The 13,524-nt window shown below is 72.4% G+C and carries 12 protein-coding genes; 8 read left to right on the top strand and 4 right to left on the bottom strand.

Features of this window, described 5'->3' with window-relative positions:
- Window positions 1–1,185, bottom strand: coding sequence for a sensor histidine kinase (locus tag AB0I91_RS05120; protein ID WP_498771532.1), 1,185 nt, complete (start codon window positions 1,183–1,185; stop codon window positions 1–3).
- Between the two features lie 89 nt (window positions 1,186–1,274).
- On the bottom strand, window positions 1,275–1,766 hold the full coding sequence (locus AB0I91_RS05115) for a hypothetical protein (protein ID WP_498771534.1): 492 nt from the start codon (window positions 1,764–1,766) through the stop codon (window positions 1,275–1,277).
- A gap of 86 nt (window positions 1,767–1,852) precedes the next feature.
- Here AB0I91_RS05115 and AB0I91_RS05110 point away from each other — a divergent pair, with 86 nt between their 5' ends.
- The 8 genes from AB0I91_RS05110 to AB0I91_RS05075 all read left to right on the top strand — a co-directional run bounded on the left by AB0I91_RS05110 (window position 1,853) and on the right by AB0I91_RS05075 (window position 11,339).
- Window positions 1,853–3,370 (top strand): dynamin family protein, encoded by a 1,518-nt coding sequence (locus AB0I91_RS05110; protein WP_498771536.1) that lies wholly within the window; start codon window positions 1,853–1,855, stop codon window positions 3,368–3,370.
- Window positions 3,367–3,759, top strand: coding sequence for a nucleotide exchange factor GrpE (locus tag AB0I91_RS05105; RefSeq protein WP_498771538.1), 393 nt, complete (start codon window positions 3,367–3,369; stop codon window positions 3,757–3,759). Before AB0I91_RS05110 ends, AB0I91_RS05105 begins: the two co-directional genes overlap by 4 nt.
- Window positions 3,756–5,573 carry a dynamin family protein gene (locus AB0I91_RS05100; protein ID WP_499635305.1) on the top strand — a complete coding sequence of 606 codons (1,818 nt, stop codon included), beginning with the start codon at window positions 3,756–3,758 and terminating at the stop codon, window positions 5,571–5,573. The genes AB0I91_RS05105 and AB0I91_RS05100 overlap by 4 nt, the downstream gene beginning before the upstream one ends.
- A gap of 82 nt (window positions 5,574–5,655) precedes the next feature.
- Entirely contained in the window at window positions 5,656–6,339 is a 684-nt protein-coding gene (locus AB0I91_RS05095) for a hypothetical protein (RefSeq protein WP_498771542.1), read from the top strand.
- 75 nt (window positions 6,340–6,414) lie between these two features.
- On the top strand, window positions 6,415–6,885 hold the full coding sequence (locus tag AB0I91_RS05090) for a GNAT family N-acetyltransferase (RefSeq protein ID WP_499635303.1): 471 nt from the start codon (window positions 6,415–6,417) through the stop codon (window positions 6,883–6,885).
- Window positions 6,882–8,579: a DUF2716 domain-containing protein gene (locus tag AB0I91_RS05085; RefSeq protein ID WP_499635301.1), complete on the top strand. Its 1,698-nt coding sequence runs from the start codon at window positions 6,882–6,884 to the stop codon at window positions 8,577–8,579. The genes AB0I91_RS05090 and AB0I91_RS05085 overlap by 4 nt, the downstream gene beginning before the upstream one ends.
- Before the next feature lie 370 nt (window positions 8,580–8,949).
- A complete protein-coding gene (locus AB0I91_RS05080) occupies window positions 8,950–10,761 on the top strand; it encodes a phosphoenolpyruvate carboxykinase (GTP) (protein ID WP_498771548.1) in 1,812 nt (603 codons plus the stop codon).
- 113 nt (window positions 10,762–10,874) lie between these two features.
- The gene (locus AB0I91_RS05075; protein WP_499635298.1) at window positions 10,875–11,339 is read left to right on the top strand and encodes a hypothetical protein; all 465 of its coding nucleotides are present in this window, start codon (window positions 10,875–10,877) and stop codon (window positions 11,337–11,339) included.
- A gap of 70 nt (window positions 11,340–11,409) precedes the next feature.
- Here AB0I91_RS05075 and AB0I91_RS05070 read toward each other — a convergent pair whose 3' ends face one another.
- Complete coding sequence (locus tag AB0I91_RS05070) at window positions 11,410–12,240, bottom strand: septum formation family protein (protein ID WP_499635295.1); 831 nt, start codon at window positions 12,238–12,240, stop codon at window positions 11,410–11,412.
- A gap of 5 nt (window positions 12,241–12,245) precedes the next feature.
- Entirely contained in the window at window positions 12,246–13,484 is a 1,239-nt protein-coding gene (locus AB0I91_RS05065; RefSeq protein WP_499607776.1) for a PA0049 family protein, read from the bottom strand.
- Window positions 13,485–13,524 lie beyond the last annotated feature (40 nt).

The following is a 13,524-nucleotide window of genomic DNA, read 5'->3' as shown; positions in this document are numbered from 1 at the left end:
CTACGACGGGACCAGCGGCAGCACGGCGCGGACCCGCCACCCGCCGCCCGGGTTGGGACCCGCCTCCAGCGTGCCGCCGAGCACGCCGGCGCGCTCGCGCATCCCGATCAGCCCGTTGCCCCCGGACACCGCGACCAGGTCGTGCGGCGTGCCGAACCCGTCGTCGGCCACCTCCACCTCCACCCGATCTCCCGCCTGGGTGACGCGGACGACCGCCGAGGCGCCCGCGCCCGCGTGCTTCAACGTGTTCGTCAACGCCTCCTGCACGATCCGGTAGACGCCGAGCCCCAGGCCCGCGGGCAGCGCGGAGAGGTCGCCGAGCGTCTCCAGCCGGACGGGCAGCCCGGCGGCCCGGCAGTTCTCGGCCAGCTCGTGCAGGTCGCCCGCGTCGGGCTGCGGCACCCACTGCGTGCCGGACTGGTCCTCCGACCGCAGCACGCCCAGCAGCCGCCGCAGCTCGGTCAACGCCTGCCGCCCGGTGTCGGCGATGGTCCGCACGGCGGCCTCGGCCAGGTCCGGGTTCGACCTGATCGCGTAGCTCGCGCCGTCGGCCTGCACCACCATCACGCTCACCGCGTGCGCGACCACGTCGTGCAGCTCGCGCGCGATCCGGGACCGCTCCTCGCCGACCGCGATCCGCGCCTGCTGGTCGCGCTCGGTCTCCAGCAGCTTGAGCCGCTGCTCCAGCTCCCGGTTGTAGGCCCGGCGGGCGCCGACGAACTCCCCCATCGCCCAGCTGAAGCCGAACACCACCGCGATCACGAACACCATGAACGCGGCCTCGACGCCCGCACCCATGGGCCACAACGCCCACACGAACGTGCCGACGGCCAGCCAGATCGCGTACAGCAGGCCCTGCCGCCTGCCGACGTACGCGACGATCGTGTACAGCGCGATCGCCAGCGAGAAGTCGGCGAACCGGACCGGCAGCCCCGTGTCGAGGTCGCCGTGGGTGAGCAGCTGGATCGCCCCGCCGAACAGGATCACGTAGGACGAGCCGAGCGGGTACTGCCGGCGGAACACGACCGGCACGATCATCATCGCGCCGACGAACAGCAGCGTGGAGCCCGCCACGGCCGCTTGGTTCGCGGCCAGCACGCCGAGCTCGAACACGAGCAGCAACCCGGCCATCAGGGAGTCCCCGAAGACCGGGTGCGCTCGCATCCACAGGCTCAGCCGCCGCACGTGACCAGGTTAGGTAGGGGTCGCGACGCCGCGCGTCGCGCCACGGGTTGACCGCGCCTAGTCCTCCAGGCGGATGAAACCCCGGGGTCCTACCTGGTGGTCTTGATCTGCGTGGGGTCGATCTGCGTGGGATCGAGCCGGGCCTCGACCCGCGGCGCGGGCGCGCCGTGCACGGGCTCGACGCGCGTCTGCGGCGGCACGGACCGCTGCTGCTCGTACTGGCGGTGCTCCTCGGACATCTCGTCGGCCAGCTGCTGCTGGAGCTGCCGGTCGCGGATGCGGCCGAGGATCATCATCGTCACCGCGTGCACCAGCGCCAGGACCAGGAGCATGACGCCGAGCTTCACCACGACGTCCTTGACCGGGTCGCCGGTGTCGACCGAGATGATCGACACGATGGCGAGCAGCCCGAGCACCACGAGGTGGAACAGCACGGTCGCCAGCCGGGTCATCGACCTGGCCGCTTCCGGGTCGCCGTACGCCCGGCTCATGTAGCCCTTGCCGCTGCGGTAGATGAGTTGGCCGTCGATCATCACCAGCACCACCCCGAGCAGCAGGAACACCGCATATCCCTGTTCCATGGGTGACCTCCCTCGTCGGTCGCGGAAATACCCCGGTCGCCCCGTTCGCAAACCGCGCGCCACCCGCACGTGGCACGATCTCCGGCGTGACGACGCAGGCCAAGCAGCTCGCCGGTCCGCTCTCGGCGGCGGTCGCGAACCTCTGCGTCGGCCTGCGCCCCCAGGTCTCGCCCGCGACCGCGGCGGGGTTGGGCGAGGTGCTGCGGCGGTTGTCCGCGCCGTTGCAGGTGGCCGTCGCGGGCCGGATCAAGTCCGGCAAGTCGACCTTGGTCAACGCGCTGATCGGGCGCCGGGTCGCGCCGACGGACGTCGGCGAGTGCACCCGGCTGGTGACCCGCTTCCAGTACGGCACGGTGGACCGGATCGAGGTGGTCTTCGCCGACGGCCGCAAGCAGGTGCTGCCGTTCGAGGCGAACGGCTCGATCCCGCCCGACCTGGGCGTCGACGTCGAGCGGGTGTCGCACATCGAGGCCTACCTCACCAACGCGGTGCTGCGGGACCTGACCGTGATCGACACACCCGGCCTCGGCTCGCTCGACGCGGCGTCCGTGGCGCGCACCGAGGCGTTGCTCGGCGGCGAGCTCGACCCGGTGTCGCGCAACGCGGTGGCCGGCGCGGAGGCGGTGTTGTACGTGGTCACGCAGGGCGTGCGGGCGGACGACCAGCAGGCGCTCGCCGCGTTCACCGCCGCGACCGCGAGCCGCGAGGCGGGACCGGTCAACGCGATCGCGGTGCTGAACAAGGCCGACACGATCGCCGCCGAGACCGTGGAGGGCGCGAACGGCGACACGTGGCAGGCGGCCGTGCTGCTCGCCGAGCGGCAGGCGCTCACCCTCAAGCCGCGCGTCGCCGACGTGCTGCCGGTGATCGGCCTGGTCGCCGAGTCCACCGAGACCGGCGGCTTCACCTCGGCCGACGCGGACGCGCTGCGCCGGCTGGCCGAGCTGGACGACGCGACCCGCGAGACCATGCTGATCTCGGCCGACCTGTTCGTGAGCTGGGAGTGCGACGTGCCGGTCGGCACCCGCACCCGGCTGCTGGAGAAGCTCGACCTCTACGGCGTCGGCAAGGCGCTCGAGGCCATCGACGCGGAGCCGGGCATCACCGCGGGCGCGCTGCGCCGCAAGCTCCTCGACGCCTCCGGGCTGGACGGCGTGCGGGCCAAGCTCAACGCGGTGTTCCGGTCCCGCGCCGACGGCATCAAGGCCGCCGCCGCGCTGGCGTCGGTGACCTCGCTGGCCGCCGCCTCCGGCGACCCGAACGAGCGGCAGCGCGTGCACGACGCGATCGAGGTGCTGCTGGCCAAGCCCGAGGCGCACCAGCTGCGGCTGCTGGAGGCGTTGACGCTGGTCGCGTCCGGCGCCGTGGCGATGCCGAACGACCTGGTGGAAGAGGTGCTGCGGTTCGGCAGCTCGCCGGACCTCGCCGAGCAGCTCGGCCTGCGCGGCCGACCGCCGCAGGAGCTCATCGCCTACGCCCTGGAACGGGCGGGCTGGTGGCGCTCCTTCGCGTCGTTCGGGGCCACGCCGGCGCAGAGCCGGGTGGCGCACGTGGTGCACCGGGCGTATTTCCTGATCTGGCAACAACTGCGGGGACGGCGATGAGCGGAACGGAACAGGGCGGCACGGCGTCCGACCACGCTGTGGAGACGCACCCGGGAGCGGCGACGCTGGAGACGACCATCGCCGACGAGCTGCTGGACCAGGCGTTGGCCGAACGGCGCGCCCTCGTGCAGCTGTGCCTGTACGCGCTGGACCGCGCCCGCAGCGCCGGGGTGGTGGAACGGCTCGAAGAGGGCCTGGCGGCGATCGGCGTGACCCCGTTGCGGCCCGACGGCGAGCGGTTCGACCCGTCGCGGCACGAGGCGGGCGGCACCGTGCCGACGAACGACGCCTCGCTGGACGGCGTGGTGGCCGAGACCGAGGTGGTCGGCTTCGCCGATCGGGGCCGGACGCTGCGCGCGCCCGTCGTCACCGTCTACACCGCGCGATGAGCAGCCTGCCGCAGGCGGTCCGGCAGACCAGGGAGAAGCTGACCAACCTGGTCCGCGCGCTCGACCCGTCGGCCGCGTCGTTCGTGGAGGCGCGGCGGGCGGGCCCGGCGTCGGTCGTGGTCGTCGGCGAGACGAACCGGGGCAAGAGCTCGCTGGTGAACGCCCTGCTGGCGACGCCGAACCTGTCACCGGTGGACGCCGAGGTGGCCACCGCGACCTACCTGGTGTTCCGGCACGGCGAGGAGTGGTCGGCCCGCGCCTGCTACGCCGGGTCGATGTCGCCGGTGCCGTTCGAGCGGTCGGAGATCGTGAACTGGGTGTCGGCGGCGCACGAGCTGCCGGAGGGCATGCTGCCGCCGCGGTACGTCGAGGTCGAGGCGCCCATCCCGCTGCTGGAACGCCTCTCCGTGGTGGACACGCCGGGTGTCGGCGGGCTCGACTCCGTGCACGGCGAGCTGGCCGCCGAAGCCGCCGCGACCGCGACCGCGCTGCTGTTCGTGGTCGACGCCTCGGCCCCGTTCACGCGCGGTGAGCTGGACTTCCTGCGCACGGTCGGCGAACGCGTCGAGACCGTGGTGTTCGCGTTGACCAAGGTCGACCAGTACCGGGGCTGGCGGCAGGTGCTGGAGGCCGACCAGGCGCTGCTGGCCGAGCACGCGCCGAGGTTCCGCGGCGCGGTGTTCCACCCGGTGTCGTCGCGGATGTTCGAGCTGGCGGCCAAGGCCCCGAACCCGGACGCGGGTGCGATGCTGCGCGAGCGGTCCGGGATCGGCGCGTTGCAGGAGGCGTTGCAGGAGCTGGTGGTCGGCCGGGCGGCGATGCTCGGCGAGGCCAACGGGCTGCGCGCGCTGGCCACCGTGCTGGACGAGCTGATCGCGCGCAACGAGGCGGACAAGCGCGCGCTGTCGTCCGGCGAGGAGGAAGCGGAGACGCTGCGCGGGCGGCGCGACGAGCTGAACTCGCAACGCCGTTCGTCGACGCGCAGCTGGCAGGTGCGGCTGCGCGGCGAGGTGCAGCGGGCGCGGGTCGAGGGTGCGCACGAGGTCAGCCGCCAGATGCGGGACGTGCAGACGTGGTTCCGCACGGCCATCGACTCGGCCGACCGCGAGCGGCTGGCGGCGTTGCCGCAGGAGGTCGACACGGCGTTGCAGGTGGTGTCGGGTCGGATCAGCGCCGGGTTGGGCGTGCGGCTGTCCCGGGTCGCCGACGCGGCGTTGGCCGACCTGTTCTCGGCCGAGGAGCTGGCCGTGATCCGGGGTCAGTTCGCGCGCGGCGCGACGCCGCCGGTCGTGCTGCGGCCACCGGAGAAGCGCGCGCCGACCGCCGAGGACAAGCTGCTGGTGTTCATGGGCGTGTCCGGCGGGTTGGGCGCGGGCCGGCTGGCCGCGTTGCCGCTGGCCGGGCTCGGGGTGGCGGCGCTGAACCCGATCGTGCTGCCGGTGACCATCGCGCTGGGGCTCGGCGCGGGCTGGTGGATGGCCCGGACCAGGAAGCACTCGGCCGACAAGCAGCACCTCAAGCAGTGGCTGTCGGACGCCATCGCGGACGCCCGGTCCACTGTGGACCAGCTGGTGGCCGAGCAGCTGATCGAGGCCGAGCAGCAGCTGTCGCTGGCGTTGGACGACGCGCTGGGCAAGCGGGTCGACGCGATCGAGGCGGAGCTGCGCGAGGTCGACAAGGCGCTGCGCATGGAGGCCGGCGAGCGCGCCAAGGCCTTGCAGACCGTGACGCGCCGGCTGGCCGAGCTGACCGCCGGCCGGACCAAGGTCGACGAGCTGCTGGCCCGCATCCGAGCCGTCCGCGACCGGGTGTGACCTCTGTCGGACCTTCCCCAGCGGAACCGAACAGGCATAGCGTGAGTCCAACCCGTACAGGAACGCAGGAGGGTGGGACACGGTGTACATCGACGAGACAGGCGCGGCTGACGGCGAGCTGAAGGTCACCGTCGGTGACGAGGAGTACACCGCCGAGGCGACCTACGACCTCGACCAGGACGGTGTCGAGGAGAGCGCGGTCGTGGAGACCGACGACGGTGGGCACCTCGCGTTCAGCGACACCGACGGCGACGGCGACGCCGACCTGATGAGCTCCTTCGACGCGGACGGCGAGCTCACCGCCCAGGCCGAGTTCGACGAGGACTCCGGCGAGTGGGTCGCCGTCGACCCGTCGGACGACCGGACCGAGCAGACCAACACGAACGCCGGCAAGGCCATCGTGGTCGACATGGAGGGCGGCGCCGACCAGAACGTCGGGCCGGCCACCGAGGACACCGACGGCGACGGCCGCGCCGACACCGCGGTGGTGAAGGACGAGGACGGCGACACCTGGCTCTTCACCGACGCCGACGGCGACGGCAGCGCCGACCTGGCCACCGAGATCACCCAGGACGGCGAGGTCACCGTGTCCCGGCACACCGGCGACGAGGAGTGGACCGAGGTCGAGCACGGCCGCATCGGCGAGGACGGCAAGTACACGCCGGACAGCGACGAGGCCTGGTCGGACGGCTCGGAGGACAAGGTCACCGTGTCGGGCGTGGTCCGCATCGACTCCGTCACCGGCCAGTGGATCAGCCCGAACTGACCGCTCCCGGATCGGGGCGGGCCCGACCGGCGAATTCGAGTGCGGGGGTCGTGGGCCTGTCGCGATGATGGCCGCATGGTCATCCGCCCGCTGACGACCGACGACATCGGCGCCGTCGTGGAGTTCTCGCTGCGCTCGTGGGCCCCGGTGTTCGCGTCGTTCCGCGCCGCGCTGGGCGGTCCGATCTACGCCGCGCTGTTCCCGGACTGGGAGTCGACGCAGGCCCGGGCCGTCGAGGACGTCTGCCGGGACGACGCGACGACCGTGTGGGTGGCCGACCGGCAGGACCGCGCCGTCGGGTTCGTCGCGATCCGGGTGGCGGACGGCGAGATCCACATGCTGGCCGTCGACCCGGACCACCAGCGGCAGGGCATCGGGTCCGCCTTGACCGACTTCGCCGTCGAACGCCTCCGCGAAGCGGGCGTCACGCCGGCCGTCGTCGGCACGGGCGGCGACCCCGGCCACGCCCCGGCGCGCCGCACCTACGAACGCGCGGGCTTCACCGCGTTCCCCCAGGTCCAGTACTACAAGCGGCTCGACGGATGACCGAGCACCTCCGGGCTCCGGACGGCACCCCGCTCGCCTACCGCGACTTCGGCGCCAGCCGTCCGCTGGTCCTGTTCGCCGGCGGCTCGGACGACACCGCCGACCTGTGGCTGCCGCACGTCGACCCCCTCGTCGCCCGAGGCCACCGGGTGGTCCTGGTCGACGTGCCGGACGGGGCGCCGACCGCCGCCGGGCTCGCCCTGCTCGACCACCTGGCCACCGACGACCCCGCCGGCTACGACCTCGGCGGTCACGGCGTCGGCGCGCTGCTGGTGGTGCGGATGGTCCTCGCCGGCGCGACGCCGGACCGCGTGATCGTGGCCGGCCTGGGCGCCGACGCCGCGTCCCGGGAAGAGCTCGGCCGGGTCCGCGCGTCGACGCTCGTCCTCACGACGCCCGGCCCGGACGGCCCGGTGGCGGGCGGCCTGAACCTCACCGTGCCGGACTTCGCCTCACCCCAGGTCGTCGCCGCGATCAGCGGTTTCCTCGACGCCACCCCGGTCCGCCCACGCCCGCCGCGGCGCACGACCCGACCCGCCGACGACGCGTGGCCGCGCCGACCGTGGAGCACGCCGATCGGCGCGGTGGTCGAGCAGGACGGTCCGGTCACCCGCGTCCACTACGGCACGCACGGCACGGTCGAGCACCCCGACCTGCCCGGGGTCGATCTCGCCGCCCTCGTCGATCGGCAACTGCGCCACTTCGCCGAGCGCGGCGAGCCGGTCGAGTGGAAGACCTACGCGCACGAGGCGCCCGACCTCCCCTCGCACCTGCTCGCGGCCGGCTTCACGCCGGGCTGGGAGCGTGCCGTCCTGGTCGCGCACGAGATCACCGCCTCGCCGAGCCGTGACGTGCGCGAACCGCGGGCCGAAGACCTGCCGCAGGTGCGACGGCTGGCCCGGGGCCGCCACCGCACGCCGTTCGCCGACCTCGAGGTCGACGGCCCGGCCCGGCACTTCGACGCGAACGTCCAGGTCGTGCTCGAACGCGGCCGGGTCGTGGGCGCGGGGTGGGCGGAGCCCGCGGGCGGTGGCGCCGTGGTGATCGGTGGGCTCACCCGCCCGTGGCCGCAGGTGGTGGCCGAGTGGTCGCGGTGGGCCGGGCCGGGGTCGACGTTCTTCGCCGAAGCGGACGGCGAGCTGCGCGCCGTGCTGCTGGAGGCGGGCTTCCGCGAGGTCGCCACCGCCCGCTCCTACCACTGGACCCCGCCGCGCCCGCCCGCCGCGACACGTCCGGTCGCCGTGCTGTTCGACCAGGCGGAGCACGACGAGGTCTGGCGCCTGGTCGACCGCCTGCTCGACTTCCGGCCGAGCACGAGGGCCTTTCCCGGCATCACGGAACCACCCGGTTCGGTGACGTGGCACCTGAACGTCGACGAGGACGGCCTGGACGAACTGCAGAGCGTGATCGTCGCCGGGCTGCGGGAGGCCGGGGACGAGGAGCTGTACTGGCTCGACTGGCAGCACGTCGGCTACCGGTTCGAGCCGGACCGCGTCGGCCGACCGGGGCAACCGCCGTGGCCCGGCCACGCGTACCCGGACGGCGACTACTTCCTGTACGTCACCCGCGATCTCCGCCTCGGCACGTTCGGGCACCCCTGGGAACACACGCTGTGCGTGTTCGGTGAATCCCTTGTGGCGCAAGTGGAAGAGCCGTTGATCGCGTTGCTCGGGCCGCCCGTCCGCCGTTCCTGAAACGGTCGAGAAATCCGGGCATTTCGGAGCAGCAATTTTTGCGCCCAACTGTGAGAGCGCTCTCATAGCGTTACTGTTCAGACACCTGAACGTGTGGCGATCGACGCACCGGGCCGGTCTTGCATTCCGCCGACTAAAGCCCAGGTCACAGCCGGATTTGTGGTGATCGGGTGCTGAATCGATTCCAGAATCGGTTTTGTGAGCCAGCCGACAGGTCAGATGTGCGTTACCCGCGATTAACCCGGCTAACCTCCGTCTATCCCCTTAAACGGCACGCCCTCCACCGGGCGGGCGGAGCCATTCGCGAGGACGTCCCACCCGGACAACGGCGTCCACCGTGGGCTGGCGCTCAGCTAGGAGACGAGACGAGATGACGGCAGTGACCATTCCCGGTCTCGACCACGCACCGACCAACCACGCGCGCCTGGTGTCCTGGGTGCGCGAGGTCGCAGAGCTGACCTGCCCCGATGAAGTGGTGTGGGCCGACGGCTCCCAGGACGAGTGGAACCGGCTCACCGCCAAGCTCGTGGCCGCGGGCACCTTCGTTCCGCTGAAGAAGAAACCCAACTCGTTCTGGGCGGCGTCGGATCCCACCGATGTGGCGCGGGTCGAGGAGCGCACCTTCATCTGTTCGGTGGACCCGCAGGACGCGGGCCCCACGAACAACTGGATGGACCCCGCCGAGATGAAGGCGACGATGACCGAGCTGTACCGCGGCAGCATGCGCGGTCGGACGATGTACGTGATCCCGTTCTGCATGGGCCCGCTCGACGCCGAGAAGCCGATGCTGGGCGTGGAGATCACCGACTCGGAGTACGTCGTCGTCTCGATGCACATCATGACCCGCATGGGTGCGAAGGCGCTCGCGCGATTCGGCGAGGACGCCGACTTCGTCCAGGCGCTGCACTCGATCGGCGCTCCGTTGGAGCCGGGCCAGGCCGACGTCCCGTGGCCGTGCAACGACACGAAGTACATCACGCAGTTCCCCGAAGAGCGGATGATCTGGTCGTTCGGCTCGGGTTACGGCGGCAACGCGCTGCTGGGCAAGAAGTGCTACTCGCTGCGCATCGCCTCGGTGATGGCGCGCGACGAGGGCTGGCTGGCCGAGCACATGCTGATCCTCAAGCTCACGTCGCCGGAGCGGAAGTCCTACTACATCGCGGCGGCCTTCCCCAGCGCCTGCGGCAAGACCAACCTCGCCATGCTGGAGCCGACCATCCCGGGCTGGAAGGTCGAGACCCTCGGCGACGACATCGCGTGGATGCGCTTCGGCGAGGACGGCCGGCTGTACGCGGTGAACCCGGAGAACGGCTTCTTCGGCGTCGCGCCCGGCACCGACTACCACACCAACCCCAACGCGATGCGCACCATCGAGAAGGGGAACTCGCTGTTCACCAACGTCGCGCTGACCGACGACGGCGACGTGTGGTGGGAGGGCATGGGCGAGCCGCCCGCGCACCTGACCTCGTGGAAGAAGCAGGACTGGACGCCCGGCGGCGAGGAGCTGTCGTCGCACCCGAACTCCCGCTACTGCACGCCGATCGCCCAGTGCGACATCAAGGCGCCCGAGTGGGAGGACCCGAAGGGCGTGCCGATCTCGGCGATCTTCTTCGGCGGTCGCCGCGCCACCACGGTCCCGCTGATCACCGAGTCGCGCGACTGGCAGCACGGCGTGTTCATGGGCGCCACCCTGTCCAGCGAGACGACCGCGGCGGCCGTCGGCAAGACCGGCGTCGTGCGGCGCGACCCGATGGCGATGCTGCCGTTCATCGGCTACCACGCGGGTGACTACTTCCAGCACTGGATCGACACCGGCAAGTCGGCCGACGCGGACAAGCTGCCGAAGATCTTCTACGTGAACTGGTTCCGCCGCGGCGAGGACAAGCGGTTCCTGTGGCCCGGGTTCGGCGAGAACTCGCGGGTGCTGAAGTGGGCCGTCGAGCGCATCGAGGGCAGGGCCGCCGCGGTCGAGACGCCGATCGGGCACGTGCCGACCGCCGACGCGCTGGACCTGGACGGGCTGGGCGCGCCGCGCGAGGACGTCGAGGCCGCGCTGGACTTCGACGCCGACGAGTGGCGCGCCGAGATCCCGATGATCGAGGAGTGGTTCGCCAAGATCGGCGAGAAGGTGCCGACCTCGCTGCGCGACGAGCTGGAGGCGCTGAAGCTCCGGCTCGGCTGAGCCTCTCCCACCCGAGACCCCTCGGCGTGAGACCCGGTGGCCAACGGCGTCCACCGGGTCTCTTTTTGGTTGCTCCGGGTGATTTTCGGCTCGTCCGGAGGTACCAAGGAGGAGTGACCCAGCAGGACGATTTCCTGGGCGGACTGCACTACGACCGCCTGCCGGAGGCGGAGGTCGGGCCGGCTCCGGGCGTCGTGCGGTATCACCCGGCCGGGGTGGCCGCGAAGCGCGAGCGCACGCGGGTGTCGGCGTGGTGGCACGTGGCCGGCTTCGTGCTCGGCGCCCTCGCCGCCGCGGTCGGCGCCTTCGCGTGGGGCTACGCGCTGGACCAGTTCGACGAGGTGCGGCTGCGCGGGCTGGTGGCGTTGGGACTCGCGGGACTGCTGGTGGGTCTGGTGTCGTTGGGGAAGCTGTCCCCAGCCGCGCCGCTGGCCGCCGGGCTGGCCGCGTTGACCGCCTCGGTGCTGTTCGAACTGGGCGCGTACCCCTTCTTGCCCGTGCTCAGGCCGGTGTTCGAGAGCGGCGCGCCGGTTCTGGTGGGCGTGCTGCTGGTGGTGCTGTCCTGGCGCCGGCGCTAGTTGTCCACAGGTTGTGGATGGAACTGTGCACAGCCTGTGGGTCAGTGGGGACAGGTGGGGACGACCGGGGTCAGCCGGGGAGGGCGTTCTTCCCCAGGCCCCACAGCCGGCCGGTGAACGGGCGCGTCGCCTCGGCGTAGCAGACCGCCGACGTGTAGCCCTCGGACCACGCCTGGCTGCCGAACGACCGCCAGGACGCGAAGACGTCCTCCCGCGGCGCGCCGACGTAGTTCGTCACGGCCCTCGCGCAGTGCTCGGCCGCCTTGGCGTTCACCTGGTCGAGGGACGGCGTCGGGTCCTGGGGATTACCCAGCGCGAGCACGCCCGGCACGGCTTCCGCCTTGTGCGGCTGGTCGCAGGCGGTGATCCCGGCGTCCTTCGCCTCGCCCGGTGACGCGGTCGCGCACAGCTGCACCGTGCCGAACCCGGCCGCCTTGAGGAGGTCCTTGGCGCTGGTCTTGCGCCGCACGCGCGTGCCGTCGGGCTTGAGCTCGACCACCGTGCACACGCGCCAGCGGTCGCCCTTCGCCCAGCCGTCGCGGCTCGGCCACAGGGCATGGGCCTGCAGGCGGGTGGCATCGTGGTCGGGGCTGCCGAGGTACGCGGTGAGCGCGGCGCGGCACGCGGGCAGGGCGGCCCGGCGCAGGTCGCGGTCGTTCGGGTACTCGGACCCGAGGCCGTCCAGGAGGCCGACCTCGGTCACCTCGGCCTCGTGCTCGGCCTTGCAGTCGAGCACTTCGAGGCCGGTGTCCGTGCACTGACCGGCTTTCGGCAGCTGGTCGGCGGTCGGCGTGAGGGAGGGGCGGACGACCTCGCCGTCCGGTAGGCCCTCCACCGGCGCCGTGCAGGCGGCGAGCGACAGCGCGGCCAGTGCCGCGACCGCCGCCCGCCAGCCCTTCACACGGGTCAGATTACTGACACCAGCGCCACCACCTGGTCGGCGATCGCCCGGCGGTCGCGCTCGAACGCCGCGTCCGTCAGCGCGGCCGGGTCGGCGGGCTGGCCGAGCACGGGAGTGTGCAGGTGGCCGCCCGCGACCGCGGTGGCGTTCAAGCCGAGCCGCAGTCGGTTGGCCCGGTACATCGACTCGTTGGACAGGTAGTCGCCGCCGCTGCCCTCGGCCGCCGCCGCGCCGGGCGTCGGCTCGTCGGAGCGGCAGTCCGCCGTGCCCGTGCCGGGTGCGGGGACCGTCCCCAGCGGCCACTCGCAGAAGGACCGGTTGTAGTACACGGGGAACGGCGTGGTCCCGGCGTCGATCATGCGCTGGTGCGGCAGCGTGGTCTCGATGAACTCGTGCGCCGGCTGCGGCCACCCCGCCGCGTCCGGCACCACACCGGGTGCCGACACGTTGTCGTTGTCCGGGTAGATGCCCCGGAACCGCCCGGCCCACCGCTCGACGTCGAACTGCCCGTCGCGGCCCTGGCTGATCGTGACCAGGGCGTCGGCCCGGGAACCGAGCGCGGCGCCGTAGAACCGCTCCACGACCCCCTGGTCGAACGCGCCCCACAGCACCGGCAGCACGGCGGCCTCGACCACCACCGGCCCGGACGGCGTGCTGATCACCTTCCCGTCCAGCTGCAACGCCGACGCGCCCGACGGGTTGCTGCGGCGCACGGACGTCCCGAAGAGCTGGAACGGGTCGAACCCGGTCACCGCGATCCGCCGGACGCCGGCGCCGAACCGCACGTGCTCCACGCCCCGGGAGGTGCGGTCGAACGCCTCGACCAGCCTCGCCCGCCCGGCCGCGTCGAGCCGCCAGTCCCGCGGCTGCCACTGCCGCAGCGCCTTGGTCGCGAGCAGCCGCGCCCAGTACAGCGGCCGGTCGTCGTAGGAGTCCCAGGCCTGGGCCGACTGCGCCCGCCCCACCGCGGCCTGCCACAGCTGCGTCCCGCCGGCGAGCGCGTGGTACATGACCTGCGAGTAGGAGATCGGCTCGCACAGCCGGGCGGTGAAGCGGCTGACGTCGTCCTCGAAGCCGGCGAGACGCACCAGCTCGGGGCCGACCTCGGGCCCCGTCGGCGTGAGGCGGTCGTCCAACCGCTGCTCTTCGACGGTGATGGGCGCGTTCGGGTCGAAGCACGGCGCGGGCTGGGCGTGCGCGACGCCGGGGACGGAGAGGAGGGACAGACCGAGTGTGAGTGTCATCACTGCCTGGAGTCGTCTGATCACCCGCGCGATGCTGCCC

It is taken from the genome of Actinosynnema sp. NPDC049800 (genome assembly GCF_040656635.1).
Lineage (GTDB): Bacteria > Actinomycetota > Actinomycetes > Mycobacteriales > Pseudonocardiaceae > Actinosynnema.
Note: the sequence above shows the minus strand (reverse complement) of the source record. Positions and strands in the feature narration are given on the sequence as shown.

Coding starts and splice junctions, on each gene's coding strand:
- AB0I91_RS05115 (WP_498771534.1), bottom strand. CDS start 1,766: ATGGAACAGGGATATGCGGTGTTCCTGCTGCTCGGGGTGGTGCTGGTG.
- AB0I91_RS05105 (WP_498771538.1), top strand. CDS start 3,367: ATGAGCGGAACGGAACAGGGCGGCACGGCGTCCGACCACGCTGTGGAG.
- AB0I91_RS05100 (WP_499635305.1), top strand. CDS start 3,756: ATGAGCAGCCTGCCGCAGGCGGTCCGGCAGACCAGGGAGAAGCTGACC.
- AB0I91_RS05090 (WP_499635303.1), top strand. CDS start 6,415: ATGGTCATCCGCCCGCTGACGACCGACGACATCGGCGCCGTCGTGGAG.
- AB0I91_RS05085 (WP_499635301.1), top strand. CDS start 6,882: ATGACCGAGCACCTCCGGGCTCCGGACGGCACCCCGCTCGCCTACCGC.
- AB0I91_RS05080 (WP_498771548.1), top strand. CDS start 8,950: ATGACGGCAGTGACCATTCCCGGTCTCGACCACGCACCGACCAACCAC.
- AB0I91_RS05065 (WP_499607776.1), bottom strand. CDS start 13,484: ATGACACTCACACTCGGTCTGTCCCTCCTCTCCGTCCCCGGCGTCGCG.